This is a genomic window from Labrenzia sp. CP4 (assembly GCF_001579905.1).
In the GTDB taxonomy this organism is placed as follows: Bacteria; Pseudomonadota; Alphaproteobacteria; order Rhizobiales; family Stappiaceae; genus Roseibium; species Roseibium algicola.
In genome coordinates this window covers 1163638-1189967 of sequence record NZ_CP011927.1, presented here as the reverse complement: position 1 = coordinate 1189967, position 26330 = coordinate 1163638, and the positions used below count along the sequence as shown (strand labels likewise).

The 26330-nt window shown below is 60.8% G+C and carries 23 protein-coding genes; 11 read left to right on the top strand and 12 right to left on the bottom strand.

Annotated elements, in window-relative coordinates:
• Positions 1 to 7 precede the first annotated feature (7 nt).
• The 7 genes from ACP90_RS05520 to ACP90_RS05490 all read right to left on the bottom strand — a co-directional run bounded on the left by ACP90_RS05520 (position 8) and on the right by ACP90_RS05490 (position 7519).
• The gene (locus tag ACP90_RS05520; RefSeq protein WP_062487199.1) at positions 8 to 1069 is read right to left on the bottom strand and encodes a branched-chain amino acid ABC transporter permease; all 1062 of its coding nucleotides are present in this window, start codon (positions 1067 to 1069) and stop codon (positions 8 to 10) included.
• Positions 1070 to 1084: 15 nt separating this feature from the next.
• On the bottom strand, positions 1085 to 2113 hold the full coding sequence (locus ACP90_RS05515) for a branched-chain amino acid ABC transporter permease (RefSeq protein ID WP_023003027.1): 1029 nt from the start codon (positions 2111 to 2113) through the stop codon (positions 1085 to 1087).
• Entirely contained in the window at positions 2110 to 2835 is a 726-nt protein-coding gene (locus ACP90_RS05510) for an ABC transporter ATP-binding protein (protein WP_062487197.1), read from the bottom strand. The genes ACP90_RS05515 and ACP90_RS05510 overlap by 4 nt, the downstream gene beginning before the upstream one ends.
• Positions 2835 to 3620: an ABC transporter ATP-binding protein gene (locus ACP90_RS05505; RefSeq protein ID WP_062487195.1), complete on the bottom strand. Its 786-nt coding sequence runs from the start codon at positions 3618 to 3620 to the stop codon at positions 2835 to 2837. The genes ACP90_RS05510 and ACP90_RS05505 overlap by 1 nt, the downstream gene beginning before the upstream one ends.
• Before the next feature lie 140 nt (positions 3621 to 3760).
• On the bottom strand, positions 3761 to 4960 hold the full coding sequence (locus ACP90_RS05500; protein WP_023003024.1) for a substrate-binding domain-containing protein: 1200 nt from the start codon (positions 4958 to 4960) through the stop codon (positions 3761 to 3763).
• Between the two features lie 681 nt (positions 4961 to 5641).
• Positions 5642 to 6703, bottom strand: coding sequence for a sn-glycerol-3-phosphate ABC transporter ATP-binding protein UgpC (gene ugpC, locus ACP90_RS05495; RefSeq protein ID WP_062487193.1), 1062 nt, complete (start codon positions 6701 to 6703; stop codon positions 5642 to 5644).
• A 27-nt stretch (positions 6704 to 6730) separates the two neighbouring features.
• Positions 6731 to 7519 carry an IclR family transcriptional regulator gene (locus ACP90_RS05490; protein WP_055656799.1) on the bottom strand — a complete coding sequence of 263 codons (789 nt, stop codon included), beginning with the start codon at positions 7517 to 7519 and terminating at the stop codon, positions 6731 to 6733.
• Between the two features lie 118 nt (positions 7520 to 7637).
• On the opposite strand from ACP90_RS05490, the gene ACP90_RS05485 reads away from it, so the two are divergent.
• From ACP90_RS05485 to ACP90_RS05445, 9 genes are all read left to right on the top strand, one after another.
• Positions 7638 to 8897, top strand: a complete 1260-nt coding sequence (locus tag ACP90_RS05485; protein ID WP_023003021.1) for an extracellular solute-binding protein — start codon at positions 7638 to 7640, stop codon at positions 8895 to 8897.
• Between the two features lie 87 nt (positions 8898 to 8984).
• Positions 8985 to 9902, top strand: a complete 918-nt coding sequence (locus ACP90_RS05480; protein WP_023003020.1) for a sugar ABC transporter permease — start codon at positions 8985 to 8987, stop codon at positions 9900 to 9902.
• A gap of 1 nt (position 9903) precedes the next feature.
• Positions 9904 to 10752, top strand: coding sequence for a carbohydrate ABC transporter permease (locus tag ACP90_RS05475; RefSeq protein WP_023003019.1), 849 nt, complete (start codon positions 9904 to 9906; stop codon positions 10750 to 10752).
• Entirely contained in the window at positions 10749 to 12824 is a 2076-nt protein-coding gene (locus tag ACP90_RS05470) for an alpha-galactosidase (RefSeq protein ID WP_062487191.1), read from the top strand. Before ACP90_RS05475 ends, ACP90_RS05470 begins: the two co-directional genes overlap by 4 nt.
• Positions 12825 to 12885: 61 nt before the next feature.
• Positions 12886 to 13650, top strand: a complete 765-nt coding sequence (locus ACP90_RS05465; protein WP_023003017.1) for an SDR family oxidoreductase — start codon at positions 12886 to 12888, stop codon at positions 13648 to 13650.
• Complete coding sequence (locus tag ACP90_RS05460) at positions 13647 to 14567, top strand: 2-dehydro-3-deoxygalactonokinase (protein WP_062487189.1); 921 nt, start codon at positions 13647 to 13649, stop codon at positions 14565 to 14567. The genes ACP90_RS05465 and ACP90_RS05460 overlap by 4 nt, the downstream gene beginning before the upstream one ends.
• Complete coding sequence (locus ACP90_RS05455) at positions 14564 to 15178, top strand: 2-dehydro-3-deoxy-6-phosphogalactonate aldolase (protein ID WP_062487186.1); 615 nt, start codon at positions 14564 to 14566, stop codon at positions 15176 to 15178. The genes ACP90_RS05460 and ACP90_RS05455 overlap by 4 nt, the downstream gene beginning before the upstream one ends.
• Positions 15179 to 15182: 4 nt before the next feature.
• Positions 15183 to 16022 (top strand): SMP-30/gluconolactonase/LRE family protein, encoded by an 840-nt coding sequence (locus tag ACP90_RS05450; RefSeq protein WP_062487184.1) that lies wholly within the window; start codon positions 15183 to 15185, stop codon positions 16020 to 16022.
• Between the two features lie 175 nt (positions 16023 to 16197).
• The gene (locus ACP90_RS05445) at positions 16198 to 18099 is read left to right on the top strand and encodes a beta-galactosidase (protein WP_062487182.1); all 1902 of its coding nucleotides are present in this window, start codon (positions 16198 to 16200) and stop codon (positions 18097 to 18099) included.
• A gap of 206 nt (positions 18100 to 18305) precedes the next feature.
• Here ACP90_RS05445 and ACP90_RS05440 read toward each other — a convergent pair whose 3' ends face one another.
• The 5 genes from ACP90_RS05440 to iolG form a co-directional block, all read right to left on the bottom strand.
• Positions 18306 to 18983: a DsbA family oxidoreductase gene (locus ACP90_RS05440; protein WP_062487180.1), complete on the bottom strand. Its 678-nt coding sequence runs from the start codon at positions 18981 to 18983 to the stop codon at positions 18306 to 18308.
• A 154-nt stretch (positions 18984 to 19137) separates the two neighbouring features.
• Positions 19138 to 21027: a monovalent cation:proton antiporter-2 (CPA2) family protein gene (locus ACP90_RS05435; RefSeq protein ID WP_062487178.1), complete on the bottom strand. Its 1890-nt coding sequence runs from the start codon at positions 21025 to 21027 to the stop codon at positions 19138 to 19140.
• The gene (locus ACP90_RS05430) at positions 21027 to 21644 is read right to left on the bottom strand and encodes an NAD(P)H-dependent oxidoreductase (RefSeq protein ID WP_201030454.1); all 618 of its coding nucleotides are present in this window, start codon (positions 21642 to 21644) and stop codon (positions 21027 to 21029) included. Before ACP90_RS05430 ends, ACP90_RS05435 begins: the two co-directional genes overlap by 1 nt.
• Before the next feature lie 187 nt (positions 21645 to 21831).
• Complete coding sequence (locus ACP90_RS05425) at positions 21832 to 22965, bottom strand: Gfo/Idh/MocA family oxidoreductase (RefSeq protein WP_062487174.1); 1134 nt, start codon at positions 22963 to 22965, stop codon at positions 21832 to 21834.
• Between the two features lie 175 nt (positions 22966 to 23140).
• Positions 23141 to 24139: an inositol 2-dehydrogenase gene (gene iolG / locus ACP90_RS05420; RefSeq protein WP_023003008.1), complete on the bottom strand. Its 999-nt coding sequence runs from the start codon at positions 24137 to 24139 to the stop codon at positions 23141 to 23143.
• Positions 24140 to 24256: 117 nt separating this feature from the next.
• Here iolG and ACP90_RS05415 point away from each other — a divergent pair, with 117 nt between their 5' ends.
• Both ACP90_RS05415 and ACP90_RS05410 read left to right on the top strand, forming a co-directional pair.
• Entirely contained in the window at positions 24257 to 25123 is an 867-nt protein-coding gene (locus ACP90_RS05415) for a MurR/RpiR family transcriptional regulator (protein WP_077291829.1), read from the top strand.
• A 145-nt stretch (positions 25124 to 25268) separates the two neighbouring features.
• Positions 25269 to 26210, top strand: a complete 942-nt coding sequence (locus tag ACP90_RS05410; RefSeq protein WP_023003006.1) for a sugar ABC transporter substrate-binding protein — start codon at positions 25269 to 25271, stop codon at positions 26208 to 26210.
• Positions 26211 to 26330 lie beyond the last annotated feature (120 nt).

Sequence of the window (26330 nt, the reverse complement as noted above, 5' to 3'; positions counted from 1 at the left end):
TTCCCGCTCACGCACGCCCCGCCCGTAGCCGTCCGACAATGCCCGTCGGGAAAAAATAGACCGACAGAATGAAGAGAACACCCAGCCACAACAGCCAGCGTTCCGGCGCCACCAGCGTCGAGAACACCGGCACCGCGCTGGTTGCTTCTGCAGCTACGCCCATCAGGTTCTGCAGATAGGTCTGCGCCAGAATGAACAGGGTTGCCCCGAGCACGGCCCCGTAAAGCGTGCCCATGCCCCCTATCACGACCATCAGCAGAATGTCGATCATGATCTCCATGGAGAGCGTTGTTGCCGGGCCGGTGTAGCGGAGCCAGATGGCCAGAAGAGAGCCTGCAAGCGCTGCCATGACTGCCGACAGAACGGTGGCCGTGGTGCGATACCAGACCACGCGGTAACCGATCGCCTCCGCCCGGAACGCATTGTCGCGAACCGCCTTCAGCGTGCGGCCGAACGGCGAATTGACGATGCGCAGCATGACCAGGAACAGGATCGCGGCGGCGAAGAACACCAGGTAGTAGGCCAGAACCTTGCCATTGATGCTGACGTCGAAGATCTTCGCCTTGATAAGCTTGAAGGCGGGCGTCAGTTCGCGCGGGATCTTGTAGTTGAGCCCGTCCTCACCGCCTGTCAGCCAGGACATCTGCGACACCAGCACGGCAAAGGCGCTTGCGACCGCCAGCGTCACCATGGCGAAGAAGATCGCCTTCACCCGAAGCGAGAACAGCCCGATGGCCAGCGCGAACAGGGCCGCAACCCCGGCACCCGCCGCCGTGCCCCAGATCAGCGAACCGTAGTTCGGCCCGGTGGTCGACAGGGCAAGCGCGGTCCCATAAGCGCCGATACCGAAGAACATGGTGTGGGCGAAGGAAACGATACCCGCATAGCCCAGCAGCAGGTCGTAACTTGCCACCAGCACGATGAAGATGCAGATCCGCGCGGCCGTCTCCAGCGACTTGGTGCCCGGAAAGAGAAACGGTGCAAAAGCGAGCGAGATCAGCACGATCAGCAATAGCGCCGTCAGAAGGCCGCTGCGCGGCGTGTCGCCGGAAAGAAGTCTGGTCAGCATGATCTTGTTCCGTCCCTACTTCGCCTTGACCACCGGATAAAGGCCCTGCGGCCGCCACATCAGCACCACGACCATCAGCGCGATAGTCGAGATCAGCGCCACCTTCGGCGCCAGAAAAGCCGTGTAGTTGGCAAGCAGTCCCACCAGCATGGCGCCGATGAAACAGCCCTCGACCGAGCCGAGCCCCCCGATGATCACCACGATGAACACCAGCACCATGATCTCCGAGCCCATGTGTGCGGTAATCGTTTCCTGATAGAGGCCCCACATGACGCCCCCGAGCCCGGCCAGCGCCGACCCGGTCATGAACACGATCAGAAACAGCCGGCGGATGCGGTAGCCGAGCGCTTCCACCATCTCGCCGTTCTCCACCCCTGCGCGCACCAGCAGACCGATCTTGGTATTCTTCAGGATATGGCGCATGCCGATGAACAGCGCGAGGCCGATGCCGACCGCCACCAGGCGGTATTTCTCGATGGCTGCTTCGCCGATCACAAGCGATCCCTGCAAGGCTTCCGGGCGGGACATATGCAGTTCGTCCGGCCCCCAGACCACGTAGATCATCTGCTGGGCAACGATCAGCCCGCCCATGGTGACAAGGATCTGCTTCAGATGTTCGCCGTAGACCGGCATCACGATCACCCGCTCGAAGGCAAGACCGAGAAGGCCGGTGACGAGCATGGCCGCAAGGATGGCAATCAGCACGGCGGAGAGATTCATGAAGACGCTTGGCGAAGCCGTCCAGCCGGCCAGCCAGGCCAGAACCGTGAAGCCGACGAAGGCGCCGACGGCAACAAAGGCGCCATGGCCGAAGTTGATCACGTCCATCAGCCCGAAGACCACGGTCAATCCCGACGCCATGATGAAGATCATCATGCCCATGGCCAGCCCGGCCACCGTCAGTGTCAGCCAGCTCGCCGGATTGCCGATGGCAATGAGCCCGACGGCAGCCAGCACCGGCACCAGCAGCACCGGCAGTTTCTGGGCAAGCTGTTCCTTCAGCGGGATTTTCTCGATCCGCGGTTTGATCGCCGTCTCGCTCATTGATGCGCCTCCAGGCTCAGCCCCATGAGTTTTTCCTGCAAGGCGACATCCGCCACCAGTTCGTCCATGCGGCCTGAATGAATGATGTGACCATCATCCATCACCGCGACCGTGTCGCCGATGCCAGATGCCATGGCGAAATTCTGCTCCACCAGCAGGATGGTGGTGTCGGTTTCCTTCAGTTCCTTCAGCGCATCGGTCATCGCCTTGATGATCGCCGGTGCGAGGCCTTTCGTCGGCTCGTCGATCAGGATCAGCCGGCGCGGCTCGATGATCGCCCGCGCCACGGACAGCATCTGCTTCTGACCACCGGACAGCGTTCCTGCGGAGGAATTCCAGAAGCTGCCGATCGGCGGAAACAGCTCCTTGATCCAGGCAAGGCGCTTTTGGTCCATCGGCCCGTTGGCAGCGGCCAGGATCATGTTTTCGGCAACTGTCAGATCGGTGAAGATGCCCATGTCTTCCGGCACGAAGGCAATTCCCCTGCGGGAAATCTCGGGCGTCGACAATCTGGTGATCACATGATCGCCAAACCGGATATCGCCCTGGCTGGCCGTCCAAAGCCCCATGATGGTGCGTAACGTTGTGGTCTTGCCCGCACCATTGCGGCCGAGCAGAACGGTCACCCCACCTTCAGGCACTGCGAGGTCCACACCCTGCAGGATGTGGTAAGGGCCGATATGGGTGTGCACTCCGGAAAGGGTGAGCAGATTTTCCGCCATCACGCAGCCTCCCCGGAGGTAGCCGGTGCCTTGCCGAGATAAGCCTCCTGCACGATCGGCAGGGCAATCACTTCCGAGGGTTCTCCATCGGCCACCAGCGCCCCGTTGTGCAGAACGATGATACGGTCGGCCAGGGTGCGAATGACATCCATCTTGTGCTCCACCAGCAGGATCGTCCGGTCCATGTCGCTCTTCAATTTCTGGATCAGCTCCAGGATCACCGGCACTTCGTCGACGCTCATTCCGGCGGTCGGCTCGTCGAACATGAGCACCTGGGGCCCAAGCGCGATCAGCAGCGCCACCTCAAGCTTGCGCTGGTCACCATGGGGCAGAGCGGAAACGGTCTGGTCGGCCTGATCGATCAGCCGGACCTCCGCCAGCACGTGGTCTGCCCGCTCCAGAAGTTCCACATGGCTTTCTGCAACGGTGAAGAGATCGAACCCCTTGCGTGCCTTCGCCTGAGCTACAAGCCGCACGTTTTCGCGCACGCTCAGGGTCGGAAAGAGATTGGTCAGCTGGAACGCCCGGCCGATACCCCTGTCGGTGCGTTCAGGCACCGACAGTCGGGTGATGGTCTCGCCGTTGAGCAGCACAGCCCCGGAGGTCGCTGCCAGCTGACCGGAGATCAGGTTGAAATAGGTGGTCTTGCCCGCGCCGTTCGGCCCAACGATCGCCGTCAGGGTGCCTCGCTCGAAGGCGCAGGAAACGTGATCGACCGCCACATGACCGCCGAAGCGAATGGTCAGGTCCCTCGTTTCCAGAATCGGGTGTTCCTTGGCCACGATGCGCGTTCCCAGGCTTGAATTGTCGCGAAAACAGTATTGGATGAGTGCCCGGCCGGACGGGTTTCACACCAGCCGGGCAAACTTAAGGGTCTTGGGGCCACGCGGGCGAAGCTGAAAGCTCCGCCGCGTCTTCATTCGGCTTACTGGTTGCGCACCGGGATGTTCATGTCCTCGATTGTCAACTCGCGCACCAGCTCCGGGATGCCCCATTCCACATCCGGATCGACCTTGATCTTGAAGTGATACATCGACTGCAGAGCCTGGTGATCTTCCGCCCGGAACATCATCTTGCCCTTTGGCGTTTCGAACTCCATGCCTTCCATGGCAGTGATCAGGTCTTCGGTCTCCGTGGACCCGGCCTTGCGGATCGCCTCGACAATCGCAATGCCGGAAGACATGCCACCCGCGGTGAAGAAGTCCGGCGGCGCATTGAAGCGCTTCTGGTGTTCGGCCACCAGCCAGTCGTTCACCGGATTCTTCGGGATTTCGTAATAGTAGTAGGTCGCGCCTTCCATGCCCGGCAGTTCCTTGTAGGCCGCCATGGCCGCCAGGATGTTGCCGCCCGTGGCGATCTCGACACCAAAGCGCTCCGGCTCCATTGCCTTGATCTTGCTGATCGGATTGCCGCCACCGGCCCAGATCACGAACAGGAACTTGCGGCCCGGCTCATCCTTCAGGGCATCAAAGACGCGCTGCGCGTTGGCTGTGAAATCCTTGGTATCGGTTGGCGCATATTCCTCGAACACCAATTTGGCACCCGTGCCTTCAAGCGCTTCCTTGAAGGCGGCGACGCCGTCACGGCCGAAGGCATAGTCCTGTGCAAGCGTTGCGATGGAGACGCCTTCCTGCCCCAGTGCGACAGCGTTGGCGATCGCGTCCTGAGACGAGTTGCGCGCCGTGCGGAAAATGTAGCGGTTCCAGTTCTCGCCGGTGATGCTGTCGGCAACCGCCGGCTCCACCAGAAGCACCTTCTCGTATTCTTCGGCGACCGGCAGCATGGCCAGCGCAACGCCGGAGGAGACGGGGCCGACGGCGATATCGACTTCATCGTCACCATAGGCTTCCGCCAGCGCGGCCTTGCCGATATCCGGCTTCAGCTGGGTGTCCTTCTCGATGACCACGATCTTGCGGCCGTCGATTTCCATGGTGCCGTCGGTGGCATATTCGAGGCCCATCATCAGGCCGGTATGCGACTGTTTCGCATAGGCCTCCAGTGCACCGGTCTTGCCGTAGACATGGGCGATCTTGATATCGTCGGCCTGGGCACCGGCAATCCCGGCCGCCGCCACGCTGATGCCAGCCAAAAGCGGCACGGCCCAGCGGAAAACGCGTTTCGTCATGAATTCTCCTCCCGTTGCGCGAAAGGCCGGCAAACCTGCCCGGCCGCTCCCACGGCCTCCACAGGGTAACATCATCGCCTGACGCTGGAATATATGACACATGAATCAGTATTCATGTCAAGGCAAGATACGTGTTCGAAGCGGCCGCCTTTCCGGGCGGGTCGTCAGTTAGCGTAACACGAGCTCATGACAGATGAATGCAACCCGGTCCTGCAAAGACACAGCACCAAGAGCGGCAACGCAATGCCAGACAGTCATGTGATAAAGACTGTCTGAAGGATTATGATGACAGAGGGAAAAAATCGGCCCTGACAGGAGAGCCGCCAAAATCGTCAAAAAACAGACTCGCCACCAGACGAATGCAATGCAAGCGACCCGCAGACCAGATGCCCTGCGTCCGGGCATAAGTGGAAAGGTGTTCTCAGCTCCCTGCGCAATCCGGTTGCCAGCCCCTCGGGAACGTCACCATCTACGGCTGTCCACCGTCATTCCGGACAAGCGCAGCATAAGCTGCGTGCAGATCCGGAATCCAGCGCATCTGCGTGAGTGTAGCGAACTCTTTTTCGTACGAGGAGACGCGCCAATGGCGCGGCTGATATCCGGTTGCCGGTTCGGCATTGCCTCACTTGTCAAAAATCACGTGCGGAAGGTGGGCCGCCTGGACAAGTCGCCTCGGCGAGACTACCTCAGCCGCTGTTCCGTCTTCGCATCGAAGAACAGCGCCGAAGCCGGGTCGAAGTCGATGGCGACAGTTCCATCAGAAACAGGCGCATCCTCACCCTTGGTTTCCACGATCACACGCTCGCCCGTCGGGCAGATGAGATAGGAATAGGCGACGCCGCCGAGTTGCTCACACAGGTCGACCTTCGCTCCCTCCTGCGCAGGCGAGACTTTCAGATGCTGTGGGCGCAGACCGACCAGCACCTTTTCGCCCTTGGCCGGCAGCGCGACCGATGTCGGCACGGCAACACCGCCGAACGCAGCAACACTGACCTCGCCCTCCCCGGCAATACCTTCCACGAAATTCATGCTGGGCGAGCCGATGAAGCCGGCAACGAACCTGTTGTCCGGATCGGAATAGAGCTGCATCGGCGAGCCGACCTGCTCGATATTGCCACCGCGCAGAACCACGATCTTGTCTGCCAGCGTCATCGCCTCGACCTGGTCGTGCGTCACGTAGATCATCGTTGCGCCGATATCCTTGTGCAGGCGGGCGATTTCAACGCGCATGTCGACACGCAGCTCGGCATCCAGGTTGGAGAGCGGTTCGTCGAACAGGAACACTTCCGGTCCGCGCACAATGGCCCGGCCGATGGCGACGCGCTGGCGCTGCCCGCCGGAAAGCGCCTTCGGCTTGCGCTTCAGATAAGGGTCCAGCTTCAGGATGCGGCTGGCTTCGGCAACCTTGGACTGGATCTCGGCCTTCGGATGACCGTTCATCTTCAGCCCGAAGCCCATGTTCTCCTCGACCGTCATATGCGGGTAAAGCGCATAGGTCTGGAACACCATGGCAACGCCCCGTTCCGCCGGGTCTGTCTTGGTCACATCACGGCCACCGATCTCGATCCTGCCGTCGGTCGTTTCCTCCAGCCCGGCGATCATGCGCAGAAGGGTGGACTTGCCACAGCCGGACGGACCGACAAAAACGCAGAATTCACCATGCTCGATCTGAAGGTCCACTCCGTGGATGACTTCCAGGTCGCCATATTTCTTGACGGCTTTTGTCAGTGTGACGCCAGACATGTAATTCTCTCTCCCTTGGGATTCTTGTTAGGCAGGGAACTGCCAGTCCTCGACCGCCGCCGCGATCTTCGAGGCCGTATCCAGCAGTGCAGGCCGTGCCTCCAGAAGCTGTTCGAGGCTCTTGCGCTGCGTGGACGTGGTAACGGAAAGCGCCCCGACCGGCCGCCCCTTGGACGACAGGATCGGCGCTGCAATGCAGATGATGCCGGGCTCGTGTTCCTCGCGGTCGTAGGACAGCCCCTCTTCGCGGATCTTTTCCAGGTCCGCACGCAGTTCAGCTTCGCTGGCCAGCGTTGCCGGGGTGTAGCGATAGAACGACTGCTTCTTCAAAACGTGATCGAGGTCCGCAGGCTCCAGAAAGGCCATCAGGGCCTTGCCGACCCCGGTGCAATAGGCCGGACCAACCTTGCCGGCCTGCGAAAACATGTCGATGGCATTGGTCGGATTGCGCTTGTCGACATAGAGCACCTGCCCGCTGTCGAGCTGTGCCAGGTGCACCGTTTCGCCGACAGCTTCCGACAAGGCGTTGATGAAGGGCCGCGCAATCGGCGCGATGGAGCTTTGCCGCCAGGCCGCATGTGCCAGCCGCACCAGGCGGATACCCAGCGAATAGGTCTGCTGGCGCTCGTCGTAGGCCAGCATGCCCTGGCTCACCAGCGTCTGCAGCAGCCGGTACAGCGTCGCCTTGGGATGAGTGCTTTCAGAAAGCAGTTCGGAAAAGCGCACGGGCCGGCCCACAGCCGCAACCTTGTCCAGCACTTCCAGCGCCTTGCCGACCGTGCCGTCACCTGTCGATGACCCCGCCTGTTTGTTCATCAGCTCCTCCTTCGGCCCGTTTCTTGTCGTCGAGCCTGTTGACAACTTATCGCCATCGCATCAAAGTATCAATATACAAAACTAAGTTTCACATAATGGAACCAAAAGGGAGGACACCATGCGTTCCATGCTGAAAACGTCCGTAGCGGCATTTGCCATGTTGGCAGCCGCGATGGGCGCAGCTTCTGCTGACGGCCTGACAGGCAATCTGAAAATCTTTCTCGACACATCGAACCCGGCGCCGCGTGCGACCATGGAAGAGATGATCGCTCAGTTCCAGGAGAAGAACCCGGAGCTGAACATCGAGACGACGGTGATTGACCGGGAGGCCTACAAGACCCAGATCCGCAACTTCCTGACGGCAAATGCGCCGGACGTTGCCACTTGGTACGCGGCCAACCGCATGCGGCCATACGTGGAGGCCGGCCTCTTCGAGGACGTGTCCGACCTTTGGGCGGATCCGGCAATTGCCGACAACCTCGCCTCTACCAAGGGTGCGATGACCATCGACGGCAAGCAGTGGGGCGTGCCCTACACCTACTATCAGTGGGGTGTTTACTACCGCAAAGACATCTTCGACGAGCTTGGCCTGTCCGAACCCACTACCTGGGAAGAAGAAAAGGCGAACTGCCAGAAGATCATCGATGCCGGCAAGAAGTGCTACACGATCGGCACCAAGTTCCTCTGGACCGCAGGTGGCTGGTTCGACTACCTGAACATGCGCACCAACGGCTTCGACTTCCACATGGACCTGCTCACGGGCAAGGCGTCCTGGAAGTCCGACGAAGTCCGCAAGACCTTCGCCAACTGGCGCGAGCTCATCGACATGGGCGCCTTCATCGACAACCACCAGACCTACTCCTGGCAGGAAGCCCTGCCGTTCATGGTCAAGGGCGATGCAGCCGCTTACCTGATGGGCAACTTCGCCGTGGCACCGCTGCGCGAAGCCGGTCTTTCCGATGACCAGATCGATTTCTACCAGTTCGTGGAAATCACGCCGGGCATCGCCAAGGCGGAAGACGCGCCGACCGATACCTTCCACATTCCGGCCAATGCCGAGAACAAGGAAAACGCGCGCGAATTCCTGAAGTTCGCGGTCTCGCCGGACGTCCAGACCTGGATCAACGACGGCAAGCACCTCGGCCAGCTCCCGGTGAACGCCAAGTCGTCCGTGGACCAGGACAAGTTCCTGGAACAGGGCTTTGAGATGCTGTCCACGAACTCCCCGGGCGGCGTTGCCCAGTTCTTCGACCGCGATGCCCCGGCTGAAATGGCAAAGGTTGCCATGGAAGGCCTGCAGGAATTCATGGTCAAGCCGGACAACCTGGACAAGATCCTGGACCGTTTGGACCGCGCCCAACAGCGTATCTACAAATAAGGTCTGCCTTCGCATGACCGGACAGGGGGCAACCGCTCCCTGTCCTCTTTTCCGGTATACGCCGACGACTCACGAAGAGTTCCGAAAATGGCCCAAGCATCCGTCGCCGAGACCCGCCAGAGTTCCTGGTGGCATCGCAACCAGCAGCAGTTGACACCCTGGCTGTTCCTGGCTCCCGGGATCCTGTTCTTCCTGTTCTATGTGATCTTTCCGATTTTCCAGTCGTTCAACCTGTCGCTCTACGAGTGGGACGGTTTGGGCCAGGCGGAATATGTCGGGCTCTACAATTACGAGGAACTCTACTGGGATGACGCGTTCTACACCTCGCTGAAGAACAACGTCATCTGGCTGCTGCTCTATCTGCTTGCCATTCCGGCCGGTCTGTTCATCGCGCTGTTCCTGAACCAGACCGTCACCGGCATCCGGCTCTACAAATCCCTGTTTTTCTTTCCCTTCGTGATCTCCCAGGTCGTCGTCGGCCTGGTGTTCACCTGGTTCTACGACCCGACATTCGGCATCCTCAACGTTCTGCTCGGCGCGGTCGGCCTGCCGCCGCTCAACGTGCTGGGGGACGAGAACTGGGTCACCGTGGGCATCATCGTCGCGGGCCTCTGGCCCCAGACAGCCTATTGCATGATCCTCTATCTCACCGGCCTCAACGCGGTTGATCCGGAGCAGATCGAGGCCGGACGCCTCGACGGCGCCAAGGGCTGGCGCATGCTCTGGTACATCATCGTGCCGCAGCTTCGCCCGGCCACCTTCATCGCCTTCGTCGTCACCATCATCGGCGCTTTGCGCTCTTTCGACCTGATTTCGGTCATGACCAACGGCGGGCCCTTCGGCGCCAGCCGGGTGCTCAGCTTCTACATGTTCGAGGTCGCACTCTCCGAATACGGCTTCCGCATGGGCTACGGCGCGGCCATTGCCGTGGTGCTGTTCCTGATCATGCTGGCCTTCATCGCCTACTTCCTCTGGTCGATGTACAAAGAAGAAAAGGCGCGCTGACATGTTCCCGACACCGATCGAACGCACGTCCCGCCCCTGGCAGATCACCTATCAGACGCTGCTTCCGCTGGCGCTGATCCTGTGGCTGCTGCCGCTGATCGCGGTCGCCATCTTTTCGGTCAAGCCGGATTCGGATTTCGCCAACGCCAACTACTGGGGCTGGCCGTCATCCTTCGAAGGCTTCACCAACTACGCGCTGGTCTTCACCGGCTCGGACATGCCGCAGTATTTGCTGAACTCGTTCAAGATCACCATTCCAACGGTGATCGGCGCGGTTGGCCTCTCGTGCATGACCGGCTTCGCCCTCGGCATCTACAAGTTCAAGGCCAATATCTGGCTCTTCTTCATGTTCGTGGCGGGCAACTTCGTGCCATTCCAGATCCTGATGGTGCCGGTGCGCGACCTGACCCTGCAGATGGGCCTCTACAACACCATCACCGGCCTGGTTCTGTTCCACATCGCCTTCCAGACCGGCTTCTGCACACTCTTCATGCGCAACTTCATCCGTGCCCTGCCGTTTGAGCTGATAGAGGCCGCGCGGGTTGAGGGCGTCTCCGAATGGCGGATCTTCTGGTACGTGGTGCTACCGCTGATGAAGCCGGCCATCGCCGCGCTGTCGGTGCTGATCTTCACCTTCATCTGGAACGACTACTTCTGGGCCGTGGTGCTGACGCAGGGCGTTGAAAGCCAGCCTGTCACCGCCGGCATCACGTCCTTCAACGCGCAATATCGCGCTGCCTACCACCTGATGAGCGCCGGTTCCATCGTGGCCGCCCTGCCGCCTGTCGCCATGTTCTTCCTGATGCAGCGCCACTTTATTGCAGGCCTCACACTCGGAGCCGTGAAATGATCCGCAGCTGGCATCTTGGAGATGACAGACAGAGCCTGGTCCTGGCCAGCTTCGACGACCGATTGCCGGAAGCCGTCTACTGGGGGCCCGCCCTTCCCACTGGCGAAAACCTGGAGACGCTTTCGGCAGCCGCACTTGCCGACGTCACCGGCGGCATGGTCGACCGCAATGCCGGTCTGAGCCTGTGTCCGGAAGCCTCCGAAAGCTTCCCCGGACAAACCGGCCTGACTGCAAGAAACGCATCCGGCGCGCCGCTCATGCCGAGTTTCCGGTTCGAAAGCGAAGCCGCTTCGGAGCATGGCCTGACGCTTGTCTTTGCCGACAACAGCCTTGATCTCAGCCTCGTCTTCGATCTCGTCCTGACACCGGAAACATCCCTGTTAATGCTTCAGACACGGCTGGAAAGCGCCGATGAGATCACGGTCGACTGGCTGGCGGCTCCGGTTCTGCCGGTTCCGGCTCACACCGGCGAGATGATCGAGTTTTCCGGCCGCTGGTGCGCGGAATTCCTGACCCGCCGCCTGCCGTTTGCTCCCGGTGCCCGTGTCCGCGACAACCGCACCGGCCGCACGGACCACGCCCATTTTCCAGGGCTTGTCGTCTGTAATGCGGGAACATCCAACACGGCCGGTGAAGCTTTCGCGTTTCACTATGGCTGGTCCGGGGGCCACAAGATGGTGGCCGAGGAACTTGCCGATGGCCGTCGCCAGGTCCAGTTCGGCCACGCCACTGCCAGCCTTTCCACCGGACGCCACTTCGTCAGCGCACCGCTCTACGCAACCTATTCCGCCACCGGCTTCAACGGTGCCGCCGTGCGGTTCCAGCGCCATGTTCGCGACCATGTGGTTCAGGGAGCCCGCACTCCCCGCCCGGTCCACTACAATTGCTGGGAAGCGGTCTATTTCAAACACGACCTCGACGAACTCAAAGCCATCGCCTCCCAAGCGGCGGGCCTGGGCGCCGAGCGCTTTGTGCTGGACGACGGCTGGTTTGGCCGCCGGGATGACGACACCTCGTCTCTGGGAGACTGGGTGATCGACAAACGCAAGTACCCGGACGGACTCACCCCGCTGATCGACCATATCAAGGCGCTCGGCATGGAGTTCGGCATCTGGTTCGAACCGGAAATGGTCAACGAGGACAGTGACCTCTGCCGCGCCCATCCCGACTGGGTACTCGGCCACGCCGACCAAATCCGCGGACGCCAGCAACTGGTGCTGGACATGTCCAACCAGGAGGTTCGCGACTATCTTTATGCCCACATCGCCGACGTCCTGAAAAACAACGACATCGGCTACATCAAGTGGGACCACAACCGCATCCTGCCCGTGGTCGATGCCAAACAGGCCGAAGGCTTTTACGAGCTGGTCGACCGTCTGCGGTCCGATTTTCCGGCAGTGGAGATCGAGAGCTGCTCGTCCGGCGGCGGGCGGATCGACTTCGGCGTCCTGGAACGCACGCACCGGGTCTGGCTTTCGGACAGTAACGATGCGCTGGAACGCCAGCGTATTCAGCACGATGCCGCCCTGTTCCTGCCCGCCTCGGTAACCGGCTCTCACGTCGGGCCGCGTCACTGCCATACATCCGGCCGCACTATGGACATTCGTCTGCGCGCCTGGACCGCGGCTCAACGCCACATGGGCTTCGAGATGGACCCGCGTGAACTGACAGAAGCCGAAGCCGAAACGCTGCGCAATGTCACGAGCTGGTGGAAAGCCAATCGGAGCTGGATGATGCAAGCCGATATCCTGCGGCTCGACAGCGCCGATCCGGCCGTGATCGCAGAACAGCAGCTTGCCGGCGACGGCAGCCGGTTCGTTGCGTTTGCCGCGCTGACGCGACCAAGTGACCAGATCCTGCCGCGTCCGTTACGCTTGACCGGTCTGGACCCGCAAGGCAGATACAGGCTATCTCTCGTCAATCGGGACGAAGCGCCCCGGCTGTCCCGCGGTGCGCCTCTCCTGAAACATCAAGACCTTGAAGCCAGTGGACAATATCTGATGTCCCACGGGCTCACGCTCCCCTGGCGGTTCCCAGAAACCGTCTGGGTTGTGGAAGGCGAACGTCTTTGAGTAACGTTACTCAAAACGAACCGATTTCGGCTTAGGCCGCCAAAACAATTGAGGAAGTGCCATGTACGCAACATACCCGGATCTCGACAACGCATCGGTATTCATCACCGGTGGCGGCTCCGGCATTGGCGCGGCGCTGACGGAGGGCTTTCTGCGGCAGGGGGCGAAGGTCGCCTTTGTGCAGCGTTCCGACGCAGCGCCCTTCTGCGACGAGATGGAACAGAAATACGGTCGCCGTCCGCTGTACCTGCCTTGTGACATCACAGACATGGCTGCCCTCAAGGCGGCCATGGATCAGGCAGCAGAAGCCCATGGCCCGATCACGGTTCTGGTCAACAATGCCGCCAACGACAAACGCCACAAGACCGAAGAGGTTGACGAGGCGTTCTGGGACTGGTCCGTGGCGATCAACCTGAAAGCCTATTTCTTTGCCTGCCAGCATGTGGTTGCCGGCATGCGAGCGGCCGGCGGTGGCTCCATCGTCAACTTCTCGTCCATCTCCTACATGATGGGCAATGCGGGCTACCCGGTCTACACGACCGCGAATTCCGGCATCAACGGCATGACCCGCAGCCTCGCACGGGAATTCGGCCCGGAGAACATCCGCGTCAACGCAATTGCGCCCGGCTGGGTCCTGACCCAGAAGCAGAAGGACATGTGGGTAACGCCGGAAGGTCTGGCAGCGCACATCGACCGGCAGTGTCTCAAGGTTGAACTGCAGCCGGACGACATGGTTGACCCGGTGCTCTTCCTTGCCTCCAGAACCAGCAAGGCGATGACAGGACAGGCGCTGGTCGTGGATGGCGGCGTGGTGGTGACGGGATGAACACACATCCAAAAGCGTCCTGGATCGCAGCGGATTGGGGCACCACCAATCTGCGCATCTGGGCGCTTGACGAAGCCGGCGGCATCCTTGCCCATCGCAGCTCCGAAAAGGGCATGGGGCGACTGGAGAAACAGGATTTCGAACCCGCTCTGATCGAACTGATCGCTGACCTCCTGAAGGACGGTGAGGTCACACCTGTGATCGTCTGCGGCATGGCCGGGTCCCGGCAGGGTTGGGCCGAAGCTCCCTACATGACCGTACCCTGCGCGCCGCCGTCGATCCGGAACGCTACCCGGGTGGACGCAGCCGACCCGCGCCTCGACGTGCGCATCTTGCCGGGCATCAAGCAGCTCACCCCACCTGATGTCATGCGTGGCGAGGAAACGCAGATCGCCGGATTCCTTGCGGAAAATCAGACCTATTCCGGCACCTTGTGCCTGCCTGGAACGCACACCAAGTGGGTCGCCCTCCAGGACGGACGAATTGAGCGGTTCCGCACCTTCATGACAGGGGAGACCTTCGCGCTTCTGTCCAAACACTCCGTCCTGCGGCACGGCCTTTCCGCCGATGACCTCGACAGCACAGCCTTTGCCGAAGCGGCCGAACACAGTTTCAATGCCCCCGAAGCGCTGACTGCCGATCTCTTCGGCGTGCGCGCTGCCGGCCTTGTCGCGGACCTTGGCCCGGCACAGGCAAGCGGCAGATTATCGGGGCTTCTGATCGGAGCCGAACTGGCCGCTGTCAGCCGTGATTTCGACCTTGGTAACACGGCCCTGCTGGGCAGCGACAAGATCGCCGGTGCCTATCGCAGCGCCTTGACACATCTCGGCCATGCCTCAAGGCAGCTCGATGCGGAAACCATCACCTTGAAGGGCCTGACCCTTGCCTATTCCTTCTACGAACCGGAGCATTCATGAGCCGTAACCTGATAGCCATCCTGCGCGGCCTGACCCCGGACGAGGCTCTGCCCGTTACCGAATGCCTGATTGCCGCCGGCATCACTCGTATCGAGGTTCCGCTCAACTCGCCGGACCCGCTTGTCAGCATTGCCGCCATGGCAAAGGCCTTTTCCTCGAATGCCGAGATCGGCGCAGGCACCGTGCTGGCGCCCGAACAGGTGCGCGACGTCAAGAACGCCGGCGGCACGCTGATCGTGTCACCCGACTGCAATCCGGATGTCATCAAGACGACGAAAGCCGAAGGCATGTCTTCCTTTCCCGGTGTGATGACACCAAGCGAGTGCTTCACGGCGCTGCGTAGCGGGGCAGATGGCCTCAAATTCTTTCCAGCCTCGCTCATCGGCCCGGACGGACTGAAGGCGATGCTGGCGGTATTGCCGAAGGGCTCTGCGACCTATGCCGTGGGCGGTGCCGGCCCGGACAATTTCGGGGACTGGATCAAGGCCGGGGCTGCCGGCTTCGGCATCGGAACGGCTCTGTTCAAACCCGGTTTCAGCGTTGCCGAAGTCAGCGACCGGGCCGAAAAAATCGTCGCCGCCTACGACGCGGCCGTTGCAGCATGCAGGTGATGTCATGAGCACAGTTTTCGACGAGCGCCAGTGCACCCTTGGCGAAGGCCCGTTGTGGCATCCCGAACGCCAGCAGCTGTTCTGGTTCGACATTCTCAACAAGCGCCTGCTCAGCCGTGACAACGGCACGGAAAAGACCTGGCAGTTCGATGAATATGTTTCTGCCGCAGGCTGGGTCAGTCGGACCGAACTCCTGATCGCCAGCTCTTCGAAGCTGTTCCTGTTCAATCTGGAAACGGATGCCTCCGCAAAGATCTGCGATCTGGAGGCCGACAACGCAATCACCCGGTCCAACGACGGCAGGGCAGATCACAAGGGAGGTTTCTGGATCGGCACCATGGGCCTTGGCGCCGAAAAGAACGCCGGATCGATCTACCGATATTACAAGGGAGAGCTGCGCAAGCTGTTCTCCGACATCACCATTTCCAACGCGATCTGTTTTTCGCCGGACGGCAAGACAGCCTATTTTGCCGACACCGACACCCTGACCATTCAGAAGGTCGCCCTGGACGCCGAGGGCTGGCCAGCAGGTGCGCCGTCCCTGTTCGTCGATCTGTCCGCCGACGGGTTCAATCCGGATGGCGCCGTGGTCGATAGCGAGGGGTTCCTGTGGAACGCCCATTGGGGGGCGAACCACGTAGCGCGCTATACGTCGGACGGGAAATTTGCCGAGGCTGTTTCCATGCCTGCAAAACAGATTTCCTGCCCGGCATTCGGCGGGGCGGATTTGCAGACGCTCTTTGCCACATCCGCCGCCGAAGGTCTTACCGGCGAGCACGAAGGCAAGACCTATTTCGCGCAAGTGAAGGTTCGTGGACAGAGCGAGCACAGGGTCTTGCTCTAACAGGTCCGCCGTCCATCTCCCGGGCAAAGTTTTGGGAGCACCGGGACAAAATGCAAGTTCAGTGGACCTTTGAAGGGTCCTCAGGCCCCGCCTTCGCGGGGATGACACGGAATATGTGGCAACGCTTCACCATCCGGATGAGCGTTGCCGAACCATCAAGCAGTGAGCATCCATCATGAAACGCACTCTCGGCACCTGCTATTATCCGGAACACTGGCCGGAAGAAATCTGGGAAGCTGATGCCCGCCGGATGGCCGAGACCGGGCTGACATGGATCCGCATCGGTGAATTCGCCTGGTCGCGCCTCGAGCCTCGCCCCGGTGACTTGCACTTCGAGTGGCTGGACAGGGCCATCGAGACCCTGGGCCGTGCCGGGTTGAAGGTCGTGCTCGGCACACCGACCGCAACGCCGCCGCGCTGGGTTGTCGACAAGCATCCGGACATGGTCGCCATCGATGCCGACGGCAATCCCCGCAAGTTCGGTTCCCGCCGCCACTACTGCTTTTCGCACGAGGGCTTTCGCCAAGAAAGCGACCGGATCGTCAAGCTTGTCGCCGAGCGCTACGGCAACAATCCGCATGTCGCCGCCTGGCAGACCGACAACGAATATGGCTGCCACGATACGATTCTCTCCTATTCGGATGCTGCCCGAAAGGCGTTCCGGGTCTGGCTGAAGGGCCGCTACGGCTCCATCGAGGCGCTCAACCGCGCCTGGGGCAACGTGTTCTGGTCTATGGAGTATCTCTCCTTTGACGAGATCGACCTGCCGAACCTGACCGTAACCGAACCAAACCCCTCGCACACACTTGCCTTCCGGCGGTTCTCCTCCGATCAGGTGGTTACCTTCAACAAGCGCCAGGTCGATATCATCCGGGCGCATTCCAGCGCACCGATCAGCCACAACTACATGGGCCGGGTAACGGATTTCGACCACTTCAAGGTCGGCGACGATCTCGAGATCGCGACATGGGACAGCTACCCGCTCGGTTTTCTGGAAGACCGTGTCGGCGCGGATGACGCCCATCAGCGGGCCTTCATGCGGCAGGGCGATCCGGACTTCCAGGCCTTCCACCACGATCTCTACCGTGCCATTGGCAAGGGCCGCTGGTGGGTGATGGAACAACAGCCGGGACCAGTGAACTGGGCCCCCCACAATCCTGCTCCTCTGCCGGGCATGATGCGGCTTTGGGCCTGGGAGGCTTATGCCCATGGGGCCGAGGCCGTGTGCTATTTCCGTTGGCGACAGGCGCCTTTCGCGCAGGAACAGATGCATGCCGGCATGCTGCGCCCGGACAATGCCGATGCGCCGGCGCTGCTCGAAGCCCGCAAGGTCGCCGACGAATTGCGCGATGCGCCTGACGTCTCGGCCCCACAGGCACCTGTTGCACTGATCTTCGACTATGACGCGGATTTCGCCTGGACCACCCAGCCGCACGGCAAGGAGCTTTCCTATTTCCAGCTTGTTTTCGACACCTACAAGGCGCTGCGAAAGCTTGGGCTTTCGGTTGATATCCTGCGCGGCGAAACCCGCGACTTTTCCGGCTACAAGATCATTGCCCTGCCTGGCCTGATCTACGTGCCGCAGCACCTGAAACAGGCGCTTGCCGAAACCGAAGCACTGGTGGTGATGGGCCCGCGCACAGCCGCCCGCAACGCCGACATGGTCATTCCCGTGCCATTGCCACCAGACATGCCCGGGCTCGATCTTGCGGTCTCGCGGGTCGAAAGCCTGCGCCCGGATATGCCGATGCCGCTTAAGGGCGGCGGCGCCTTCACCGGCTACCGCGAGGAACTGGAAGGCGCTGGCGAAGTCATCCTGGAACTGGAAGACGGCCAACCCGCCGCCTACCGCCAGGAACATCTCGTCTATGTCGGTGGCTGGGGTGACGAAACCGTGCTGAAGCGCCTCTACACCATGCTATGCGAAGAAGCCGGGATCGACACGCTCGACATTGCCGGCGGTGTCCGCTGCCGCGTGACCGATGGTCTGAGGATTTGGACAAATTACGGCGCCGAGCCTGCCGACACACCTGCCGGTCGGATCGAAGCTGCAGGGGTGTTGTTCGAAAAGCTGTGAGGCAAAGTTGGTTCTAACCTGAGAGTGGTTAGATAACCGAACTCTTCCTCCTCCCTGTCATTGCAGGACTTGATCCGGCAATCCATGCCGAGACAGTGCCTCAAACTGAGGCCTGTGGAGAGGGAACGGAACGGCTCGGATGCCATGGTAGCCATGGCATCGCGAAGAAATTGGACGACATACAGGTTATCTTTACGGCTGTGCCTTCAGGCCGCCTTGCCCTTCGTCAGCTCGGTGATGATGGCTGCGAAATTGTCGACGCCCTGTGCGCCTGATACCAGGTGCTGACGCTCGAAGATGACAGCCGGAACGCCGTGAATGCCGTTGCCGGTCCAGAAGGCTTCTTCCGCACGAACGGTTTCGGCAAAGCGGCCGTCTTCCAGAACGGCAAGGGCTTCGGCCCGGTTGAGACCAATGCTTTCGGCCACATCCGCCAGAACCTGATTGTCATTGAGGTCCTTCCGGTCGCCGAAATAGGCCTGGAACAGCGCCATCTTCAACTGGTGTTCCTTGCGGCTCTCACCGGCCCAATGGATCAGCTGGTGCGCCTTGAAGGTGTTCACCATGCGCATATCGTCGGTGAAGTTGAACTCGAAACCAAGGCTCGCGCCAAGGTCCGTCAGCCGGTCCCGCGCCGCCTGGGACTGCTCCGCGCTGGAGCCGTATTTGCGCATGATGTGTTCGCGCAGGTTCTCTCCCTCCGCAGCCATATCCTGATTGAGTTCGAAGGGATGCCATTTGATGGCGGCCGTAACGCCGGTCCGTGCGATCGCCTGTTCGAGCTGCTTGAAGCCGACGATGCACCACGGACAGACGACATCGGAAACAATGTCGATCTGCAACACATCATCGAGGCCGGTTGTGTCGGTGTCTTGCGAAGTCATGATTGGTTCCTGTTCCCGCGCTGTCAGCCATATGTCTGGCCGGCGCCATTGTCTGTCTTGCCCCGCATATAGGAGCCGCTGCCAGCCGGGAAAAGGCAGTGGTTACCACCGGGAAACCTCATTCTTTTGTCGGAACGCTGCTTTCCGCCTCCCGTCAGAGCGTCGCATCGCCCTTTGGGGGCGGCGTCCAGCCACGCTCCGATCCTTCAGGGCGATCACCACCCCTGTCGACTTGCATGATTTCGAACAGGGTTTCGGAATGCGCCCGCATCGCGTCGATATAGGAAGTGTCGACGCCACCGTCGTTGAAATTCTCGCGAAGGTCATCGAGCATCGCAATGTCGTGATGACGGAATTCCCTCGCCTTGGTGCGCGCCCGGAACGGATGGTACCCCAGCTCGGTCAAGGCCTGGCGCCCAAGCGCCAGGGCCCCTTCGAAGACCTCCCGCTCGGCACAATGAGCACCGGCATTTTCCAGTTCATAGACGTGATGCCGGTCGCGGGCACGGGCGAGGACCCGGACATCCGGATAGGTCTTGGCAACGTGTTCCACCAGTTCGGTCTGCTTGTCGCGATCATCTAGCGCGGCAACGAAGAGGTCCGCATCGTCCAGCCCGGCACCGTGCAGAAGGTCTGGCCGGGTCGCATCCCCATAGAAGGTTCGAATGCCTATCCTGCGAAGATTTTCGATCGTCTGCGGGTCATGATCGAGAATGATCACGTCATAGCCACTGGTCAGCAGCAGTCGCGAGACGATCTGGCCGAACCGGCCCATGCCCGCGACAACGACCCGGCCGCGCCTGTCGATGACATCCGGTTCCCGATCCGCTTTCGCCAAAGCCCGTGGAGCGACAATTTTTTCGTAGAAGATGAACAACGCAGGTGTCAGCAGCATGGAAATCGCCACCACCAGGGTCATGGTCTTGATCAGCGATGGTTCCAGCACCCCGCTGCCAGAGGCAAATCCGAACAGCACGAAGGCGAACTCCCCTGCCTGTGCCAGCCCGAGCGCGAACAGCCACCGATCTGGCCCGGTGAGGCGAAAGAGGGCTGCAAGCAGGAACAGCACCATAAACTTGACTGCCATCAATCCGAGCGCGAGTCCAAGGATCGATAAAGGGGCACCGAACAGAAGATCGAAATCGATCCCCGCACCGACCGTCAGGAAGAACAGGCCAAGCAACAGGCCCTTGAAGGGTTCGATATCGCTTTCCAGCTCATGACGATAGTCGCTGTCGGACAGGACAACCCCGGCAAGGAAGGTTCCAAGTGCCGGCGACAGACCGACAAAATCCATGACCAGGGCAATGCCGATTACCAGCAGCAGCGCAGTTGCCGTGAAGATTTCCCGCAGGCGCGCTTCGGCTATGAACCGGAAGACTGGCCGCAGCAGATGACGCCCTGCCAGAATGATGGCGGCAATAACAGCCAGAATGACAAGAGCCTGTGCCCAGCCTGGCAAGGCCGCCAGAGCTTCACCACCATGACCGGCACTCTCGCCATGCCCATCCGCGGCTCCTTCCCCGCCATGGCCACTGATGGCAAGCAACGGAAGAAGCGCCAGCATTGGAATGACCGCGATATCCTGGGTCAGCAATACCGAGAAGGAACTCTGCCCACCTTGCGTCTTCAGCCAGCCCTTCTCGTTGAGGGTCTGCAAGACGATGGCCGTGGAGGAGAGCGACAGGATCATGCCGAGCGCCAAAGCGCTCTGCCAGTGAAGACCGAACGCCAGACCGGCCGCGGCAAAGACGAGCGCTGTCCCGACAACCTGCAGTCCGCCAAGCCCGACAAGCTGTTGACGCATTTTCCAGAGCATGGCGGGCTGAAGTTCCAGCCCGACCAGGAAAAGCATCATCACCACACCGAATTCGGCAAAATGCTGCACGTCGGCCGCTTCCGATCCGACGATGCCGATGACCGGTCCGATCACCACACCGGCGATCAGATAACCGAGCACGGAGCCAAGGCCGAGTCGGTTGGCAATCGGCACCGCGATGACGGCCGCGCACAGATAGACGAAGGCTTCGCTGAGCAGCGCCATCAGACCGTCTCCCCTGCCAGCAGGAACGCATCCAGGTCATCCGGCAGCACCGGCGCTGCGGCCGCCTTTGCAAGATCCAGCTGATCGCGGACCAAAGCATTCAGAAGCTTTCCATAGGCATGGCGGTGGTCCTCAAAGCGGTTTTCCTCCAGTGCCCGCCCGGCCCCGAACAGCGCAAAGGACGCAAGGTAGCGCATGCCGCACAGATCCGCCGTCTTTTCGAACGGGCCCAGCAAGCTGCGCAACTCGGCATGGTTCATGCCCGTTTGCGAATAGGCATCCGGCTTGGCACCGGTCGTGACCGCGTTCAGGAACACCTTGCCATGCAATGCCTTGCCGGCATGACCATAGGCAAAGCCATGTTCCAGAACGAGATCCTGCCACTCCTTCATGATGGCGGGTGCCGAATACCAGTAAAGCGGATGCTGGAAGACAATCACGTCGTGAGCCCGCAGGCGGTCCTGTTCCCGGTCGATATCGATACTGAAATCCGGATAGTCCGCATAAAGATCGACGGTTGTGATCTCCTTGATCGACCGCGCGGTTTCAAACAGCGGCAGGTTCACCTCCGACCTGTGCGGTCGAGGGTGGGCAAAGAAAACGATTACCTTGGCCAAGAGGATCTCCCGGATCTGAGTAAGCCCGCAGAGCCGGCAAGGCATGCCGGGCACGGCGGACCAACGGTCTGTATTCTCAAGAGTTTATAGGGATCATCCGCAACAGATAAAGGGCGCGAACAGGAACCGGCCTGTTCGCGCCCATTGAACAATAAAGTGAGCGATAGACAGTGGGATGCTGTCGGCGTCAGTCCGCCCTGGAGACCCGTACCCGGGAGCCCGTCTCTCCGGCTTCGGCAATCGCATGGATCACCGCCTCGAAATGAAGCGCCTCCCGGAACGACGGCACGGCATCGCGCCCTTCTGAAATCGCCTTCAGGAACTCATGAACCTCTATCACCTTCAGATCGTTGAACCCGAGCTGATGGCCGGCGGCCGGAACGAATTGCCCGTACGGCGGATGAGCTGGTCCGCTGAGCAACGTCTTGAAACCCTGTTCGGCAAGCTCACCCCGGTTCTGGTAGAGACGGAGTTCGTTCATGCGCTCCTGATCGAAGGTGATCATGCCTTCCGTTCCATGCACCTCGAAGCCGATGTAGCTCTTGCGGCCCCAGGCACTGCGCGAGGTCGAGACAACACCATGGACACCGTTTTCGAAGGTCAGCAGCGCAGAAGCGATGTCTTCGTTTTCAACCGGACGCCGCTCGCTTGAGCCATTGCCCATGGGCCGTGTTTCATGAACCGTCCTTGTCTCCGCGACCAGGCTTTCGACCGGTCCGACGAGCGCGGTTGCGAGCGAAATCAGATGGCAGCCAAGATCGCCTAGAGTGCCGAGGCCGGCATCGGCCTTGGTTGCCCGCCAGGTCCAGGCGAGGTTTGGATCAGCCTGGTAGTCTTCATCGACCATTCCGCGAAAATGCACGATCCGGCCGATGGCGCCATCCGCGATGAGTTTGCGGGCATGCGAAATCGCCGGATTATGCAGGTAGTTGTAGCCGACGATGGTCTTCGCACCTGTTCTTTCGGCAACAGCCAGCATCTGTCTGGCGTCCTCCAGGCTAAGCGCCATCGGTTTTTCCAGATGCACATGCTTGCCGGCCTCGAGCGCGGCAAGCGCCATTTCCTTGTGCACCTTGTTGGGTGTGGTGATGCAGACGATATCGACCTTCGGATCCGCAATCAGATCTTTCCAGTCGCTCGTTGCCCTTGCAAAGCCGAACTGGTCGGCAAAGGCTTCTGCCTTTTCTGCAGGAACATCGCACAGCACTTCCAGGCGGGTCGCCGGCACATCGCCGAACACCGCTTTCACCGAACCATAGGCAAGCGCGTGGCACTTGCCCATGAAACCGGTGCCGATCAATCCGATACCGAGACTTGTCATGTAATCCGATCCTCCCGGAGGTGACGAAGCGGACCGCTCCGCCCTTTAACCTCATCCTGAGGAAGCGCCTTGGCGCTGTCTCGAAGGATGGGCTGCTTGCTCGTGAGTGTGCCGCCCATCCTTCGAGACGGACCAGACGGTCCTCCTCAGGATGAGGTCATAGTGGTTCTGACGCTCAGACTTCGTCCATGCCGACGGCGCGGCGTTCGGCGATGGACTTGAGGGCAGCTTCCGCCAGGGCGAGCGCCTTCAACCCGTCCTCGCCACTCGGTGACGGTGCAGTACCGGTTTCGATAGCCTCGACGAAAGCGGTGATTTCAGCCGCATAGGCTTCCGTGTAGCGGGTCATGAAGAAATCATGCAACGGCGGACGGGTGTACCCGGCTTCGGTTGCCACTTCGATGGATACCGGACGCTGGTTTTCCGCACTCACCACACCCTTGGAGCCATGCACTTCGATGCGCTGGTCGTAGCCATAGGTTGCCCGGCGGGAATTGGAGATGGAGCATTGCTTGCCGGACGCCGTCGTCAGCACCACCATGGCGCTGTCGTAATCGCCGAGCTTGCCGATTTCCGGATCGACCAGAACCGACGCCGTCGCGTAGACGGTCGTGACTTCATCGCCGAGCAGGAACCGGGCCATGTCGAAATCATGGATGGTCATGTCACGGAAGATGCCGCCGGACGACGTGATGTAGGATGGCGGCGGTGCACCCGGATCGCGCGAGGTGATCTGCACCATTTCCACGTCGCCGATTCGCCCTTCGTCAATGGCTGCGCGCACGGCGCGGAAATGCGGATCGAAACGGCGGTTGAACCCCAACATCAAGGTTGCGCCAAGGTCTTCTACCGTCTTCAGGCAGGCTTTCACCCGGTCCAGCGACAGATCGACCGGCTTTTCGCAGAAGATCGCCTTGCCTGCGCGTGCGAACTTCTCGATCAGATCGGCATGGGTGTCGGTCGGCGTGCAGATGATCACCGCGTCGACATCGCCGGCGGCAGCGATCTCGTCGATCGTGCTGACACGGGCGCCATAGGCGGCTGCAAGCGTTTCGGCGGCTTCCGGGAAGGCGTCCGCAACAGCGACGAGCGTCGCACCGGCGGCCGCGCCAACTGCCTTTGCGTGCACTTTACCGATACGTCCAGCCCCAAGCAGGGCGACATTGACGGCCATGATACTTCCTCCCGGATGACATGTGGCAGAGCGGTTTGAACCAGCGCTTGCCAATTTAGAATAAAAATTCCAAAATCATTTTCGACGGAATGTGTCAAGCCGGAAAAGAAGAAGACAATGAATGACGCCTCGCCCGATCCAGAAAATGAACCCAATCTCGCCACCGCCGAAATCCTTGCGCCGCCGCAGTCGATCGATGCGTTTTTTGCCCGGCTCGGCAGCACCGCAGAAAGACTGCCCAAGCGCCTGAAACAATTCGCGAACTACATCGCCGCCAATCCGGACAAGGTGGCAGTTTCCACGGTTGCCGAACTTGCCGAAGGCGCCGACGTTCAGCCGTCCGCCGTGATGCGTTTCTGCCAGGAAATGGGCTTTTCCGGTTTTTCGCAAATGCAGAAACTGTTCCGCTCGGACTATTCCCAGAAATGGCCGGACTACGCCACCCGCCTCGCCAAACTGCGCGAGCACGGCACCGAGTCCCCTTCTGCGCTCCTGGCCGAATTCGTCGAGGTTGGCCGTTCTTCGCTGGAAAACCTGCTGACAACCGTCGACCCGACCGCGCTTCAACAGGCAGTCGATGTGCTGGCCCGTGCCGAAACGATTCACATGATCGGCTTCCGCAGGGCCTTCCCGGTCACGTCGTATCTTGCCTATGCCTTCGAAAAGATGGACGTGCCGGCGGTTCTCCATTCAGGCATCGCCAACATCAACATGGAACACCTGATCCGGCCGAACGACGCGGTCATCGCGGTGACCTTCGCCCCGTACACGGAAATGACCATCGACATGGCCACCAAGGCCCGTGCCAGCGGCGCTGACATTGTCGCGATTACGGATGTCGTGACCAGCCCGCTCGCACGCCTGAAAGCAATCCAGCTACTGGTCTCGGAACTGGACGTAGGCGCGTTCCGGGCGCTGTCCGCAAGTCTCTCCCTGGCCATTGCCCTGGCCGTTTCCGTGGGGGCTCAACGGAACAGGCTGTGATCTTTCTGGAAAAAATCTGTTGCGCTTCGATAAAAATGGAATTTATATTCCAAATGCGGCAACGGCGATCCCGAGCCGCCACAGACTTCTGATGACGCGGGTGGGATTGTTCGAGGCCCGCGGTCCACGTTCTGGGAGGAACACCATGAAGAAGACACTTATCGCAATGGCGGCTGCCGCCGTTGCCTTTACCGGCCTTGCCGCTCCGGCCTCCGCTGATGGCGAACGTTTCGTTCTGGTCAGCCATGCACCGGACAGCGACAGCTGGTGGAACACGATCAAGAACGCCATCACCGTTGCCGGTGGCCAGATGGGCGTTGAAGTGGAATACCGCAACCCGCCGACAGGCGATCTTGCCGACATGGCTCGCATCATCGAACAGGCTGCCGCGTCCAACCCGAACGGCATCATCGCGACGATCGCCGACTACGACGTTCTGAGCGGCCCGCTGTCCAACGCGGTTGCCAAGGGCATTCCGGTCATCACCATCAACTCCGGCACTGAAGAGCAGTCCAAGAAAATCGGCGCTCTGATGCATGTCGGCCAGCCGGAATACGATGCCGGCAAGGGTGCAGGTGAAAAGGCCAAGGCGGCCGGCGTCACCAGCTTCCTTTGTGTGAACCACTACATCACCAACCCGGCTTCGGTTGAACGTTGCCAGGGCTATGCTGATGCACTGGGCGTCGAACTGGGCGGCCAGATGATCGACAGTGGCCAGGACCCGGCTGAAATCAAGTCCAAGGTCATGGCCTACCTGCAGGGCAACCCGGACACCAATGGCGTCCTGACCCTCGGCCCGACCTCTGCGCATCCGACGCTGGCTGCGCTGGAAGACATGGGCAAGTCCGGCACCATCCACTTCGGCACCTTTGACCTTTCCGGCGAAATCGCTGAAGCCATCAAGGGTGACGTGATTGCCTTTGCCATCGACCAGCAGCCTTACCTGCAGGGCTACCTGCCGGTCGTCATCCTGACGAACCTGGCTCGTTACGGCGTGGTTCCGGGCAACTCAATCAACTCCGGCCCGGGTTTCGTGACCAAGGGCAACATTGCCCTGGTGGAAAAATACGCCGGCGAATACCGCTAAGCTGAAGGGCCGCCAGGCGCGGCCCTGTGGAGAGGCGGCCTTCCGCCTCTCCCTTGCAACTGACACGCTCGCGCACCCCGAAGGGTAAGCGCTGAATTCCAGAACACTGTTCTGCGGCCG